Origin of the sequence: Simiduia agarivorans SA1 = DSM 21679 (genome assembly GCF_000305785.2) — a bacterium.
GTDB lineage: Bacteria > Pseudomonadota > Gammaproteobacteria > Pseudomonadales > Cellvibrionaceae > Simiduia > Simiduia agarivorans.
The window spans coordinates 2,894,728-2,909,784 of the sequence record NC_018868.3 but is presented as its reverse complement, the minus strand read 5'-3'; the positions used below and the strand labels follow the sequence as shown (position 1 = coordinate 2,909,784).

The following is a 15,057-nucleotide window of genomic DNA, read 5'->3' as shown; positions in this document are numbered from 1 at the left end:
CGGCCCGGCATGCGAAGCGACAGGCGCTGTTCGTCTAAGCTTAGCCAATGCTGAGCGCAAAAACGGCTGGTAAAAATGCCGGATAGCCGCCGGTTTATTGTTATGATTTTGCGCCCGATTCTACGCCGGTGACCCGAATGTACAAGAACACCTGGACGCTGGTCACACTGCTGGTCGCCCTGCCGGCGATGGCCGAACTGGCGCCCTTCCGCACCGATGGCTGCAGCCAGTTTCCCGATGGTACCCACGACCAGCCAAGCCTCTGGCGCGACTGCTGCGTGGCCCACGATGCGGCCTACTGGGCCGGCGGTGACTGGCACAGCCGGGTGTGGGCCGATCGCCAGTTGGAGCAGTGCGTGCTGGCAAAAAACCAGGCACTGGTGGGCAATATCATGTTTCTGGGGGTCAGAGTGGGCGGCTCGCCCTTCTGGCCCACCCGCTTCCGCTGGGGTTACGGGTGGCCCTATGGACGGGGTTATCAACCCCTGAGTGAGGCGGAGCTACGCCGGGTCAACGCCCTGTGGCCGGCACGGGTGGCGCGCCCGGCGTATATTTTCAGGCCCGCCGGCGTTACTGAATAAACGCGTCCAGGTCCTGCTTCAGTTTCACCAGATCGTGGTGACGGATGTACATCATGTGGCCGGATTCATAGTAAGTCATGGTCACATTTTTCTTCAGCGCATCCGGCAGGCCCATGTGGGCAAAATTGAACTCGGTGGCAAAGAAAGGCGTGGCAAGATCGTAATAGCCGTTAGCCACAAACACTTTCATGTCCGGGTTGCGCAACATGGCGGCCTTGAGCTTGTGGCTCATGTCGAACATGTCGTCGGCAAATTCCTTGTAGTTCCAGCTTTTCACGCCACCACCGAGAATGTGGTAACGCAGGTCGCTGTCGAACTGCAGATCGGACTTCAGATAACTCATGATCGCGCCCGTGTAAGGGCCGTGAATCGCCATGTAGCTGGGGTCGCGATAGCCGGGTTCGTTCATGGCGTCTAATTGCTCTGTGACGAAACGGCTGTCGAGCCGGCCCACGGTGAGGCCTTCATCGCGCCGCAGTTCGTGTACGAATTCTTTCAGGCTCACGCGCAGCTGCTGCTCGCGTACAAAGGCTTCCGACAGGCCGGTCAGCGCGGCAAACTTTTTGATCGCCGCGTCTTTTTGTGCCTGGCTTGCCCAGTCACCCTGCAATAGCGCACTGCCCAATTCACCCAGGGCAAATTCGCGCGATTGTGCGAGTGTAGCGTCCAGATCTTTCTGCAGCTCGGGGCTCAGCTTGTTGTGGTACCAGGCAGTGGCGGTATAGGCCGGGAAGATACTGATGGGCGACATGATCTGGGTGGGATCATTGGGGTCATTTTCGATGGCGTAGTTCAGCACGCTTGAAATCAGCATCACGCCATTGAAATACACGCCCATTTTTTCGCTCATGTGGTGGGCAATACCGGCAGAGCGCAGGGTGCCGTAGCTTTCGCCGATCAGGTATTTGGGCGAGCTCCAGCGGTTGTTGCGGGTCATGTACAGGCGGATGAATTCCGACACCGTGGCCACGTCTTCCCACACGCCGTGGAAATTTTCATTGGTGCCTTTGCCACCGGCGCGCGAATAACCGGTGCCCACCGGGTCGATAAATACCAGATCGGTTTTATCCAGAATGGAGTATTCGTTATCCACCACCTTATAGGGCGGCGGCAGGGGGAAGCCTTCTTTGTCGAACATGACGCGCTTGGGGCCGAGTGTGCCCATGTGCAACCACACAGACGCGGAACCCGGGCCGCCGTTATAAGCAAAGGTAATCGGGCGCGAGCCTGGCTTTTCACCTTTTTTGGTGTAGGCGGTGTAGAAAATGTTGCCGATTTTTTCGTGCTCGTCATTGAACACGAACGAAATGCCGGCGGTGGCCTGGTACTCCACTTTCTTGCCGTTGATGGTCACCTTATGGCTGGTGACCTTGATAATTTCTTCGGGGAAGGGGTCGTTGGATTTTTCTGCCTCGTCTGCCCACGCAAACAAAGGCACCAGCAGTAGCACACAGGCCAGCAAGCGCATAGGGATCACCTTATAGAGTTTTTCATGCATCCAAGGGTAGACGAACAAAGCGACCAATGATTCATGCGCCCGGTCGCAAGCCACACTCGCCCAGTCGCAATTGCCAGGCCCGGGTATGGGCCGCTACCGCCTGACGGAAGCGCGCCGCGGTGCTGGTGTCGGCGGGGCCTGCCAGCGACCAATGCGCAGACCAATAGCGTGCCAGCGCGGGCGATGACACCCATGCGCGATGTTGTGCGAGCGCCGGCTGGAGCTGGCGCAACTGCTGATCCAAGCCGCTCAGATGCGGTTGAATACGCTCGATATAGATGACCCGGAATACATTGCCGAGCACCTCGCCGCGACGGGTGAGTTTGCCCTGCGGACACAGTGACGGTGCCTCCACCAGAGCCCGGGTCGCCGGGATCAGATAAGCCTCTGCCAACTGCAACTGCACCAGCAACTGGCCGCCGCCATTGGGCGCCAGCAATTGCGCGAGCGTGGTTTCCAGCGCGGCGCCATCCGGCGCCGGTTGACTCAGCAGTTGATACAACTGGTCCAGTGCCGACGCCTGCAAGCGCGCACTGGCCACATCCGTCGCCACGCCTTGCCCACCATAGGACAAGAACGCCCGTAACTCCGGCCCCGCCCACAACAGGTTGTGGGTAAGGGCAGGGCGGAACGCACGCTTGGCCTCAATGGCCGCCGCCACCGCCGCCTTGAGTTCCGGGTCGTCGATGGCAGGCAGACACTGCAAGCCCAGGCGCACGAATGCGCGGTCGTAGAGCCATTGCTGGCTGTCAGTCATCACCCGGCCGAGCGCACCGTTGCGCTGGCCCACCAGACGCTGCAGGTCACACTGGGAAAGCTTCAGGAAATCAATCAGGTCGATGTGCTGTTCGGGCGCCGGTATCCGCACGTCGCGCCGGCCCGGCAAGGGCAAAAGCGGCGGCGGTGCCGGCGCAGTCAGGCTCTGGTTGAGCGTGTTACCCAGGCGGTAATGGTAATCGTCCAGGTCATTTTTCAACGGATCGCGCGAACAGGCTGCACTGGTCAGGCAAAGCGCCACCCATGTGATCTTCAATATTGCGTTTGCGGTGTTCGCCACTGCGTTTATCCGGGAAATACGTAACAATACCGACTTACGCAATGAATAGGTGAAAAGATTGTTCCGTTTACTGATGTGCAGCCTGCTGCTGGTGGCCCTGATCGCCCGGGCGGAAACACCCGCACACACAGACCACAACACCACCGCGGTGCACGGCATGGTGCTGTTTGGCGACGAACCTTTGTACGCGTCTCACCTGGGTCTTTATCACCACCCGCACGACCGGCAGATTGTCATGCCGGTGCGATTTGACGTGCCCGCCGAGGCGCAAGCGTTCAGACAATGGCGCGAACAATTCGATGGGTTGATCACACTCGCACCCAAGCCCTTTGCATTGGCCGACCTGAATCCTGCCGGTCGTTTTCCCTTTGCCATTGTGGTGGACATCTACGCCGGCCATTTTGAACGCGGCGGTGAGCAGCAATTTTCCGATGTCACGCTGCTATTGGATCAGCCATTGATCTATCGGCACCTGCAGGCTGACGGCGAGCGCGACCCGCGCGCGCGTTTCTGGCAGCTACCGGGTAAACACGGCGACTTTCTGGTGTACCGGATCGGCCCGAAACCGGACCAGGACTGGATACTGCAAACCGATGCGCTGTTGCCCTGCGCCAAGGCGCCGTGTGACCTGACCATTGCATTGCCCGCCGGGCCACAATTGTCGGCAGGCGAAACGCTGCCGGTGCTTGTGGATGACAAACTTATTCCGTTACCCATTAAAAAATCCCTGTACCAGGAGCACAAGGATTTTTCGTTTTAGCCTTTGCAATCACGCGGCCGCGCGCCGGGCAACGGTAAGATCGAACAGGCACCGCCAGCGTTTGGCCGGCAGCAACCGGGTGCGCTCATTATTGAGAAATTGCTGCGCTACGTCGAAATCGCCGGCGCGGATATTTTCACGCGCCAGGTGCAGCAAGTGTGTGGCGGTATAACGCAACACCCGCTCGGCTCGCTCTGACGGAATGCGCCCGTTATTGACCTGCTCCATCAAACGCAGGCTGAACGGGCATTCCTGCTTGGGCACATTGCGCACGCAGGCGCGGTCAAATGCGTCCAGATGATAGAACGCCAACACCCGCGGGCTGTAAGCAATCTGACCCTGCATGGCCAGACGCGACCACATATCCTGATCTTCACCCATGGGCTCGCCTTCGGGAAAACCACCCACCGCCGCCAACACCGCCTTGGGTACCGCAATGGAAGAGGTCATAAACGGCAGGTCACCCTGGGCACAGATTTCAAAATAATTGTTCATCAAATGGGGCTTGGTTTTGCACTCGAGCCCACGGATTTTCGGATCGACGTAATGGCTCGCGTTAAGGCGCTTTTGGTAGTTGGTGGCATAGGCCACTGCGTTCGGATAACGCTGCGCCAACATGGCAACCTCTTCAAGAAAATGGGCTTCCCAGCTGTCGTCTGCGTCCATGAACGCGACCATATTACCTGAAGCCAATTGGATACCCAGATTGCGGGCGCTCGATACACCGCCATTGGCTTTGCCCACCAAACGGACACAGGCCATCTCGGCGTTGGTCTCCATGGCGTGCATGACGATTTCAGCACTGCCATCGGTAGAGCCATCATCAATCACCAGCACTTCCAGTGGCGCGTAAGTTTGCTGCACGACAGAGGAAAGCGTTTCAATAATGTTGTCGCGTTTGTTGTACAAAGGAATCACGACAGAAAATTCAACAGGCGTTCGCATTGTGTTATCTCCAGTTCAATAAAGATTTTTGCAATGCCTCATCTCTGTTCATGACCGGTGGCTGAAAACCTTGTGACAATCCGTCAATCAGCGCTGTGGTCATGGCCTGAATATCCTCCGCACTGTGTTGTGCTTCAGAGGCCTTGCCACAAGAGAATTGCAGGTTGCGTGCCAACCCTATCTGCTCGCACCAGCCTTCCGATTTACTGTGGTAGTTCAGCGCCAATACCGGGGTTTGGGCCATGAATCCCAGAATGGCGGCGTGCAAGCGCATGCCGATGATCACCTTGAAATGCGAAAGGCTTTGCAAAACGCGAAGCGGGTCGCCGTTGTAGGCAATATGCGATGCCAGTACACCGGGCGACAACAGCGCCGCCAGTTCCCGGTGAACCGCGTGGTCTCCCAGCTCGGGGTGACCGTTGAAATCGAGCAGAGTCACCTTTTCGCCGGTTTCTGCGGCCACCCGGTTTAACGCCGTGGCGAGCGCGCGGATGCGCTTGGCCTCGGCCATGGCATTGCCCTGCAACCGCTCGCGCGGGCACAAACACACACAAATGCCCTGGCGCTTGGCCGGCTCGATCAGATTGGCCGCAGGGTGAGTCAACAACAGCGGTGCCAGGTCAAATGACAAACCTATGTCGGCCTCCGGCGCCAACGCGGTGGCAATCTCATAACTCACCTGATCGCGCACGCGGATCCGATGACCCGCGCGCAGATACGCCTGACAGGCGCGCTCGGCCGCCGTATCCCTGAACGGTCCCACACCGACGCCCAGCGCAAACGCCACACCCGATAAACGCGCCATGTGGCGCTTCACATTGATGTCCTGGGCCGTGTGGAACACCGAACCGCCGCCAAACAGCACGGCATCGCAACCCACTGCATGAAAATAATTGCGGATGCGGTTTTCGCCTCGGATGCGCTGTGGTTCCCGCAACGCCGCCGGCCGGTAGTCAATTTCCGGTAACAGGACGGGTGAAAAGCTGCCCACCACCAGGTCCTGCACATTCAGGAATTGACGCGCGCCCATGGCTGCCGCCAGCATGAGTGCATCATCGCCGCTGTTTTTCATGCCGTAGTAACCACTCAGGTAAAGACTTTGCATTGTCACGCTCCTTTAGCGCTTGGCTGCCCGGGTTGAAGCGATACGCCCAACCAGAAAAGTGCAGGCCAGTAGAGATAAGAAAGGATTTCGAGATTTTCAAAAAAGCTGTAGGCCACCATGATGATGCACAGCACCATACCGGTTTGTGCCAGCCGCGATTTTTGTGCCAGGTACAGCAAGTACACGCAGGTCAGCGCCATGGGCAGTGCCAGTGCCAACAAGCCGACGATGCCCTTGACGAACAGCAGGCCATACCAGCTGTGGTGAGTACCAATGGGCATGTATTCCACAATTTTCGGGCCCCGCTCCACGATACCGTGGCCCCAGATGGGCGCTTCATATTCCCAGCGTTGCAATGCAATGCGGGCCAGCGCCGCGCGCACCCGGGTGGAGCCCGGGCGGCTTTCCTTCACTTGGGTATAGGCATCCATACCGGCCTGGTAAACGGGCTCGCCCAACAGCACCAGGGCCGGTAATCCCAGGCCAAGTAACAGCAGCACCCAGGGCTCGCGCAAGCGACCGATACCCCAGGACAACACCGGGATAATGGCAAAGATTGCCAGCCCCGCACGCGATTGGCTCAACAACACCATGAACAAAGCACCCGCGATGCCGGCACGGCGCCAGAAAGCGTTTTGTTCACGCAGGATGATGGCCAGATAAAAACACGCCATCAGACCGGCGGCAGGCGCCCAGGGCCCGATGAACTGCCAGCGGGGCCGACCGGTTTCCGGGTTAATACCGAACAGACGGATGTGAAACACCTCGCCGGGACCACCCACCGCTTTTAACGGTGAATGGTATAAATCGCCACTCATCCCCGCGCCGTAAGCGAGGATACCCAAGGCGGCAAAGGGCAGTGCGCTGGCAGCGGCGATGCTGACACCCCGCACCAACACCGCCGGGCGCACGCGCAGAATAACGCCCAACAACGGAAACAACGCCAGCAACGCCCAACCCTTGGCCCAACCAATGGTGGATTTGATCGCCATGCCGGTACCCAATTGGCGATCGATATGGGCAACCCACAGGGCGACCAGCATGGCCAGCATACCGAGCACCCAGAACCACACCAGTGGCGAGATGCGACGTAACGCGCCGCGGCTGCTGGCGCCGTCGGTAAGAAAACCGCGCAGCAAAAATACCGCCAGCAACAACCAACCCAACACCGAACCCAACACATACAAGCCCCCGAACACATATACCGGGTAATGCAGTGCCAAAGCCCAGAAGATCAGCTGTTCTTCAAGATTAGCGCGATCAAGCGAGAACGGTGCCATAGGGTCAACAACGCAAAGGTAATGAACAGGAATCCCAGCACGCCGATTGCGGCGGCAATTTTCACGCTGGGGTTTTTGGGTTTTTCCGGCATGCTGGGCACAGACAACAGTTGTACCGCCGGGTAAGACGCAAAAATGTCCGCCTTGCCCGCTTGCAAGCGCGCCGCCGCTGAGGTGTACACGGCTTCTGCCAGCGAATGATCGCGCTGCAGGCGCTCGAGCTCGGCCGCTTCGCGCGAATAAATTTTCAATCGGTCGGTCAGCGTCATTTCGGCCCGCACCATTTCCTGACGCTCGGCTTCAATGCCCTGGAGTTTGGCAAAGCTGTCCACCAGCGTGGCGAACAATTGTGCGCGCTCGGGTGACGCCTGCAGGTCGGTGGTTTGCAGCGCATCCGACACCTGCGCGCCCACCAGCGCTACCGAGCGCACTTTTAATGAAGACAGCGCCTTGTCGTAACGACGCGACTGCGCCACCACTTTCGGATGCTGCTCACCCCAGCGCGAAGAATATTCGGCCAACAGCATGGCACTGGCATCGAGTTCTTTCAGGTAGCCGCGGAATGCGGCGTCACTTTGCAACGCAAATGCCTGGCCGGCCAACGAGGGTGAAATGCCCAGGTCCAGACTCAACTGGCGAACGAAATCTTCGGTATTGCGTGCGCTTGAAGCCAACGTCAGTTGCTGCTCTTTGACGCTGGACAGGGTCACCATGAGTTGGGTCATCTGGTCTTCCGACACCAACAAGGAGCGCTGTTGAAATTCCACAATGGCCTGGCGCGTGCGCTCCAATTCTGCGCGATATCCCGCCAAAGCCTGCTGAACACCATCGTCGCGGCGCGCGACTTCGTCTTTGCGCAAGCGTTCCAGTTCGGCCTGAAACGCCTCATAAAACGCCCAACCGATTTCCTGCGCGCGCTCGCCGCTCAGGCCTTCGGTGTGCACCATCATGATCGAGGTGCGCTCGCGCAATTCCACCCGCGGCATGTCCAGTAAGGTGGGGTGCACGCGCAACAGGTCCGCCGCGCGCAACAGCACATTGCGACTCTTAATGATTTCGCGGTAGTTCGCCAAAGGACTGACTTCCACGCTGCCGAACGGCGTGCGGGTGTCCTGATTAGCGGTACCCACTTCATCGATATTGAAATTGCTGGACGAGCCGCTGCCGGGCAATACCAGCGCATGGGCGCTGTCGTAAATCGGGGTGCGGCTCATATACAGCATCAGGATAGCAATCAACGCACCGTAACCGACCAGCGCGACCCACACGTAGCGGTGCGGACGCCGGCGCCAGAACGGCACCCGCTCCGGCTTTGGTTCATAAATGACAGGAAAATTATTCATAACCGTCTCACATCAGCAGGCGCACAGGCGCAATCAGGTCGGTGAGACTGCGGGCAAAGTCTCGCAGGTTAGTGACGTCCGAGTCGTAACATGCCAGTGCATCGTTCGGCATCAGGTAAGGATTGATATCCTCGCGATGCGCATTACGCATCAATTGCTCCACACTGCGCTCCACCACCTGCATCTGACCGGTCAAAGGGTTCAGGCTGGCCAACACCACTTTGCGCGGCGCATTCGTCAGCTGAGTACCACCCACACAGTTAGCCGAAACGGCAGCCTGTAACAGGCGCGTGCCATAGGGCAGGCTGGAACTGTAGCGACCCACTGCCGCACTCGCGTTATCCAGCGCCGGTGCAATCAGATTAGACATAAAAACCCGGAAACCCTTGGGTGTAATTTGCGAGGGCCGCACCAACTGCGGCTGGAAACAGCCGGTGGTGGGCACCACGATCTGATCGCCCGCCACCAGTGCCACATCGCGCACTGGTTCGCCGGTGAACACACCGCTCATGTCCAGTTCCAGCTGCCAGCCGTTGCGTACCAATACCACCTGATCCAATTTGGCATCCGGGCGAATGCCCGATGCGGCACGTAACGCTTCTACCAGCGAACGGCGCTCGGCATAGTCGCCAAACGCCGCCACGCGATCTGCGATCACACTTTCCTGATTGTTTTCATTGATGCGCACGCGGCCCGGTTCAAACACCGCACCCGTCACCGTGACTTCTACCGGTGCCCACTGCAGCACGCGCACACTCACGCGTGCGGTGGCTGGCAGAAACAGGCCAGCGCGCACCAGCGCCATTTCAACCCGACGTGAAGCCTCCGCTTCGCTGGCACCCTGTAAGTCCAGGGCCGACAGGTGCGGTAATTTCAGACTGCCATCGGGGTTCACAATGTAGTGACCGGCAAAGCCTTCACCGTCTTCAATCTGGACATCGATCAGATCGCCCGGACTCAAGGGTAATTCGCGATTGAAAATCTGCTGCACCTGGGTCTGGCCGCTGGCCGCTTCATAGGCAATCAACGCACGATCAGCGCGGAAATGGGCAGTCTGATAACGACTGTCGGCGGCGCTGCAATCCAGATTGGAGGCATAGACGCGCGGCGACTCAACGGCATGACTGACGTGCTCACCCGTCTCATGGCGCGTGCCATAGAACTTGTCACTGGGGTTATCCGGTGAAGGCAGCGAATGATGCTGGGTACAGGCCACCAGACCCGACATTGCCGCGATCAGCAAAGCAGTGGCCAGTGGTAAGCGTTGAGTCAGCATAGTGCATCCTTGGGGATTTGATTCAGGGCGATAAACGCCGGTTATCCTTGATAATGCAGAAGCCGTGCCAAAACATAACTTATTGTTTTTATTGAGAAAAATATTTCCAATTGGCGTTTTCCACAAATTATTACCAATATGAAAACGCGCCCTTTGCAGATTGCATATAACCAAAATGCGATTGAATATTTTCCTTTAAAAGTAAACGTTATGAGTGAACCGGTCGATCCATTTACCCAGCATGTGTTTTCCCAATTGGACCCCAAGGTTTTCGCCAGTCTGAACCTGGTCCAGCTGGAAGCGCTGCGGGTCGCTATCAGCGCTTCTGCGCCGGGCAAGCAGCATCCGGTTGATATCCGGCTCACGCCCTCACTCTACTTCGCGCGATTTTATGTTGTGTTGCTGATGGGACGGGACCGCCGCTCCAGTACCCGCAACCGTGAAGATGCCCGCCTTCGTCACATGAGTGGCATGAGCCTGGCGGTAATGCTGTATTTACTGTTGGTGATCGCCATTCCGCTCGCGTTGGTGTTGCTCTACCTGTTGAAAAGTTTCGCCGGCATAGACCTGTTACCGGATCAACATGCGTGGGAATGGCTGTTGGGCAGTTGAGCTCAAGCACACAAAGCCGCGCGATGCGCGGCTTCAGTTTTTAGTTGGCCTATTGATCAATAGGCGCCTTTACCAAACAGAACTGCGGGCACGGTGAGGCACAGGATTTTCATGTCCAACCACAGGCTTTGACCCCGCACGTAACGCAAATCCAGATCGATCTGCTCATCAAAGGTGGTATCGGCTCGGCCGGAAACCTGCCACAAACCCGTCAAACCCGGCATTGCATCCAGACGCTCCATTGCGCGCATCTGGTACTGCGCCACTTCCCTTTCCAGCGCCGGGCGCGGCCCGATCAGCGCCATATCACCCAGCACCACATTGAACAGCTGGGGCAATTCATCGATTGATAGCTTGCGGATAATCGCACCCACGCGGGTGATGCGCGGGTCGCGGTACATTTTCTGGCAAATGCCCTCGCGATCACTTTGCAACGCTTCCGCCGGCGGGTACTTCGGATCGTTCGGGCAACGCATAGAACGGAATTTATAAATCCGGAAGCGACGGCCGTTAACACCCACGCGGATTTGCGTGTAAATGACGGCACCCGGGCTCTCTATCCGGATGGCCAGCGCGGTGAGCAACAGCAGCGGCGAAATGGCCAACAATCCTAGGGTTGCCAGACCACGCTGCAACCAAAGGGGAAATCGCAACTTACCCAATTCCAGCTTGGGAAGCAGACGAACAAAAAGCGCATTAATGTGCAGAACTGAAATAGCCATGGTGATTACTCCTGAACACGGACCGACACTCGATCAACTGAAAATTTTTTATCTGTATCAGGTATTGCAATCCACATGCCAAAAAAATACCGCCAGAAGTGGCGGTATTTTTACGAAAACATCCGAAAATTTGCAGATTGCAACGCAAATTATTCGGTTTGCAAAAATCAGCGGGATCGGAAAAATTTTTGCGCAACACATCGGGCAATAAAAACCGGGTTACCAATCACATAGCGATTGAATTTTTTATACGGCTCTTGCCATAACCGATATACCCATTCCATACCAATTTCGCACATCCATTGCGGTGCGCGTGGAATGCGGCCAGAGGTGAAATCCAAAAGCCCACCCACTGCCAAGGCACAATTTACCTTCAGCCAGTCACTGTGTGCGTTTATCCAGCGCTCCTGCCTGGGGGAACCCTGCGCAACCAATAACACATCGGCTTTGGATGCATTGATCATTTCGATCACATCATCGGTCTGATCGGCAGAGAAAAATCCGTGGTAATGCCCGGCAATCTGCAGTGAGGGAAACTGGGTTTTGAGATTGTAAGCGGCCTGCTCGGCAATGCCCGGTGCGGATCCCAACAGGAACAGCCGCTGCCCTTTTTCCGCCATCGCGGCGCATAAATGCGGAAGAAAGTCTGTGCCGTTGATATTGTCCAACAGCTTGATTCCTTGCATCCGTGCCGCCATACGCACGCCGCTGCCATCAACCAGCGCCAGGTCAGCGCAGTTGATATCATCGGTCAGACGCGCATCGTTGTGCGCGAGATTGACCGAATTCACATTGACGAAAAACAATTTTTTACAGGAGTTTTTTGGCGCCTCAGTGACAAATGTCACAGCCTCATGCAGCTTGCGGTTGTGAATCCTGAGACCCAACAAATCAAATTCATTTGTGCAACGCAAACCGCATTCGGCAAACAGCAATCGGTTCACAACCGCTTTCACCAGGATGGCAATATAGGCGCGAAGTGACTGATTCTCGCATTGTTGATCCAATGCTTCGGCAGGTGACTGGCCCACGTAGCCTACGCGCAATAAAGTCCCATAGCTGGAAAACAATCCCGCCGGCTGTTCGCGCCAGCGATCACTGATGCCAAAGCCCGCGAGGCTATGGCATTCCAGCTCAATGCCGACCAACGCCAGCTGGCCTTTGAAGATGGCTAAAAGATACGCGGACTCACGCAACAGTCCACAACTGAATACCGGCAACACCAACGCCCGGCCAAGATCATCCCGTTTGAGATGCCACTCCAGCAACGGTTGTCGCGTTGCCAATGCCAATGCGCCATTGACCAGCCACACAGGCACAACGAGCACCACACAAAGCAGGGCGACGCACCGGTCAAACATCGCATTTGCCGACACAACACCCTCTGAATGACTGCCTACTGAAATCATTGTCCGCACTCCCGAAAAATAGTTGCGCAGAGGTGTTGCAGTTAGCGTGCCAGTATTTCAGCGTGTTTTTGCGCGATAAGGCGCTCTTTTTTTTCAATTTGATAAACAGGTACCCGATCATTTGCATTTTGCGACGGCGATTGGAAACACGCCTGCGCCCAACGTTCAAACAACAGTGCCTGTGCAAAAGGATCGGTCTGCGGTGCCAGCCGTACCAGTAGGCGATTGATGATTGCCGTTAGCTGCGCCTTGACCATGGGAATAACGCCCGCTTTATGACAGGCGCGCATTGGGCCCGCGCTGAAATGCCGGATATAGTCCGCCGCCAGTGGCCGGCCGTTGTTATTCCAGCGTTCGTCCAGTGCCTGAACGGACGGGTTGGCCTTGGCGAAATGAATCACATGACCATTTTCACCCCACCCAACATCGTCCTCAGCGGGCACAACATCGGTACGGTGACGCAGCAGCGTGATGAGAAATTCAAAGCTGGCATTGGTGCGCCTGAACAACATCACGCCCGAGTTGAACCGACCGGAATAACCCCGTGTCAGGTAGATGGATTTATCCTTGTGGAGCGAGGGCTCCACTGGTGGGCATTCCGATTGTATCCGCGCATCGGCGTCCACAAACAAGACCCAATCATAACCCCGCTGCAACGCCGCCCGGATCAGATGGATTTTGAACCAGACCAATTCAGGTCCCAACCGGTGCAACACCGGCAAGACCGCCAGACGGAAGTCATAGCCCATGCGCGCGGCATACACGCGCTGGCTTTCCAGCTCACGGGCGTAGCGCCAATGATAACCACCCGCCACAAAACTCAGGACCAGCCCCCTCATACACAAGCTCCTTGAACTACACTGAAATGGTTTTCAACCTGCCTGCACAAATCAGGCCAGCATTTTCAGGTACCCTATGGCAGCGAGCGCCGGCACACGGTTTTTATTCGTCGACGATGAACCCCAAATCCTCAAGAGTCTGCGCCGCATGATGCGCAACTTTCAGGCCGAATGCGTATTTGTAGAAAGCGGGCAGGCGGCGCTGGCAGCTTTTGCAGACGAGCCGTTCGATGTGGTGGTGTCGGACATGCGCATGCCTGAAATGGACGGCGCCACGCTATTGGCCCAGATTGCCGACCAATACCCCGAAACCATCCGCCTGGTACTCACCGGCTATTCGGAAGAATCACTGATCATGTCGGCCATTAACGAGGGCCGGATCTGGGGCTTTATCCACAAGCCATGGGACGACAATCAACTGCTGGCCACCCTGCAGCAAGCCATGGCCACCCAGGACCTGATTGCCGAAAGAGCGTTGCTCAAACGCACGCTGGCGCGCTATAACGCACCAAAAAATCGTGGATTTGAAGGGTTTGTAGGCAATTCTGCGCCCATGCAATTAGTTTATTCGCTCATTGAGCGGGTCGGGTCCAGCAATGCCTCGGTGTTCATCACCGGCCCCAGCGGGTCAGGCAAAGAGGTGGCCGCGCAGGCCATCCACAACCAGAGCGACCGGCGCGACAAGCCCTTTATCGCACTTAATTGCGCAGCCATACCGGCAGACCTGATGGAATCGGAGATATTCGGCCATGTCAAAGGCGCTTTTTCCGGTGCCGTCAGTAATCGCGACGGCGCCGCGCATCAGGCTCACGGTGGCACCCTGTTCCTGGATGAGCTGGCGGAGATGGACATCAACCTGCAAGCCAAGCTGTTGCGCTTCATACAGACCGGCCAGGTGCAAAAAGTGGGTGCGACCAAGGCCGACGCGCTGGATATCCGCTTCGTTTGCGCCACTAACCGACACCCGGAAGAAGCCATTGAGCAAGGCTTGCTGCGCGAAGATCTTTACTACCGTCTGGCGGTTGTCACCCTGGATATGCCGCCGCTGCGCTTGCGCGAAGGCGATCCTGCATTGCTGGCCGACCATTTCCTGCAGCTGTTTGCCGAGCAGGAGAAAAAGGCCTTCGCAGGCTTCAGCCAGAAAGCCCAGCAGCTGCTGAACCACTATCGCTGGCCCGGCAATGTACGCCAGCTGCGCAATTGCATTCACAATCTGGTGGTGATGAACGAGGGACCGCTCATTACCGAGCAGGCATTGGTTGAAGCGCTGCACCTCAAACCCGAACAGCTGGATGAATTGCTTGCCGGCGAGGCTGAATCCCACGCGCCGGTTGCCTCACCAGCAGCGCGCTCCACAATTGCCACGGCACCGCCGGAACCGAAAACCATACGCCCCCTGGCCACGGTCGAGCGCGAAGCGATAGAGCATGCCATCGACCACTGCGAGGGCAACGTGGTTCAGGCCGCGGCGGCGTTGGGGGTCAGCCCCTCAACGCTTTATCGCAAGCTGCAGGCGTGGGAAAAGGCCAACGCCAGCACCTGATACCGCCGGTTTGCGCCACGCCAATTGCATTGCAAATTGCAAAAAACCCTCGCATTTCCGCGCACAGCCATGCGCTGATGCCCGCCA

Annotated in this window: 14 protein-coding genes; 4 read left to right on the top strand and 10 right to left on the bottom strand. The window is 57.3% G+C overall.

Annotation, left to right across the window (positions count from 1 at the left end):
- Nucleotides 1–137 precede the first annotated feature (137 nt).
- The gene (locus M5M_RS13000) at nt 138–581 is read left to right on the top strand and encodes an FAD-binding oxidoreductase (protein WP_015047974.1); all 444 of its coding nucleotides are present in this window, start codon (nt 138–140) and stop codon (nt 579–581) included.
- Here the strand turns inward: M5M_RS13000 and M5M_RS12995 are convergent.
- Together M5M_RS12995 and M5M_RS12990 are read right to left on the bottom strand one after the other, a co-directional pair.
- Entirely contained in the window at nt 571–2,049 is a 1,479-nt protein-coding gene (locus M5M_RS12995) for a S10 family peptidase (RefSeq protein WP_015047973.1), read from the bottom strand. The two genes, M5M_RS13000 and M5M_RS12995, sit on opposite strands and share 11 nt — an antisense overlap.
- A 61-nt stretch (nt 2,050–2,110) precedes the next feature.
- Nucleotides 2,111–3,112 carry a DUF3080 domain-containing protein gene (locus tag M5M_RS12990; RefSeq protein ID WP_162141176.1) on the bottom strand — a complete coding sequence of 334 codons (1,002 nt, stop codon included), beginning with the start codon at nt 3,110–3,112 and terminating at the stop codon, nt 2,111–2,113.
- A gap of 82 nt (nt 3,113–3,194) precedes the next feature.
- On the opposite strand from M5M_RS12990, the gene M5M_RS19635 reads away from it, so the two are divergent.
- On the top strand, nt 3,195–3,896 hold the full coding sequence (locus M5M_RS19635; RefSeq protein WP_162141177.1) for a hypothetical protein: 702 nt from the start codon (nt 3,195–3,197) through the stop codon (nt 3,894–3,896).
- A gap of 9 nt (nt 3,897–3,905) precedes the next feature.
- On the opposite strand, the gene M5M_RS12980 is transcribed toward M5M_RS19635, so the two are convergent.
- The 5 genes from M5M_RS12980 to M5M_RS12960 are packed head-to-tail and all read right to left on the bottom strand — an operon-like array spanning nt 3,906 to nt 9,845.
- Complete coding sequence (locus M5M_RS12980; protein ID WP_015047970.1) at nt 3,906–4,841, bottom strand: glycosyltransferase family 2 protein; 936 nt, start codon at nt 4,839–4,841, stop codon at nt 3,906–3,908.
- Nucleotides 4,842–4,845: 4 nt separating this feature from the next.
- Nucleotides 4,846–5,946, bottom strand: coding sequence for a polysaccharide pyruvyl transferase family protein (locus M5M_RS12975; protein ID WP_015047969.1), 1,101 nt, complete (start codon nt 5,944–5,946; stop codon nt 4,846–4,848).
- A 2-nt stretch (nt 5,947–5,948) separates the two neighbouring features.
- Nucleotides 5,949–7,226, bottom strand: coding sequence for a capsular polysaccharide biosynthesis protein (locus M5M_RS12970; RefSeq protein ID WP_015047968.1), 1,278 nt, complete (start codon nt 7,224–7,226; stop codon nt 5,949–5,951).
- The gene (locus M5M_RS12965; protein ID WP_015047967.1) at nt 7,181–8,569 is read right to left on the bottom strand and encodes a GumC family protein; all 1,389 of its coding nucleotides are present in this window, start codon (nt 8,567–8,569) and stop codon (nt 7,181–7,183) included. Before M5M_RS12965 ends, M5M_RS12970 begins: the two co-directional genes overlap by 46 nt.
- A gap of 7 nt (nt 8,570–8,576) precedes the next feature.
- Nucleotides 8,577–9,845, bottom strand: a complete 1,269-nt coding sequence (locus M5M_RS12960; protein WP_015047966.1) for a polysaccharide biosynthesis/export family protein — start codon at nt 9,843–9,845, stop codon at nt 8,577–8,579.
- A 210-nt stretch (nt 9,846–10,055) separates the two neighbouring features.
- Here M5M_RS12960 and M5M_RS12955 point away from each other — a divergent pair, with 210 nt between their 5' ends.
- Complete coding sequence (locus tag M5M_RS12955; protein WP_037434075.1) at nt 10,056–10,457, top strand: hypothetical protein; 402 nt, start codon at nt 10,056–10,058, stop codon at nt 10,455–10,457.
- Between the two features lie 56 nt (nt 10,458–10,513).
- Here M5M_RS12955 and M5M_RS12950 read toward each other — a convergent pair whose 3' ends face one another.
- The 3 genes from M5M_RS12950 to M5M_RS12940 all read right to left on the bottom strand — a co-directional run bounded on the left by M5M_RS12950 (nt 10,514) and on the right by M5M_RS12940 (nt 13,427).
- Nucleotides 10,514–11,179: a sugar transferase gene (locus tag M5M_RS12950; RefSeq protein WP_015047964.1), complete on the bottom strand. Its 666-nt coding sequence runs from the start codon at nt 11,177–11,179 to the stop codon at nt 10,514–10,516.
- Between the two features lie 167 nt (nt 11,180–11,346).
- The gene (locus M5M_RS19950; RefSeq protein ID WP_015047963.1) at nt 11,347–12,588 is read right to left on the bottom strand and encodes a WecB/TagA/CpsF family glycosyltransferase; all 1,242 of its coding nucleotides are present in this window, start codon (nt 12,586–12,588) and stop codon (nt 11,347–11,349) included.
- Between the two features lie 41 nt (nt 12,589–12,629).
- Entirely contained in the window at nt 12,630–13,427 is a 798-nt protein-coding gene (locus M5M_RS12940; RefSeq protein WP_015047962.1) for a hypothetical protein, read from the bottom strand.
- A 76-nt stretch (nt 13,428–13,503) separates the two neighbouring features.
- On the opposite strand from M5M_RS12940, the gene M5M_RS12935 reads away from it, so the two are divergent.
- On the top strand, nt 13,504–14,970 hold the full coding sequence (locus tag M5M_RS12935) for a sigma-54-dependent transcriptional regulator (RefSeq protein WP_015047961.1): 1,467 nt from the start codon (nt 13,504–13,506) through the stop codon (nt 14,968–14,970).
- The last annotated feature ends 87 nt before the right edge of the window (nt 14,971–15,057 follow it).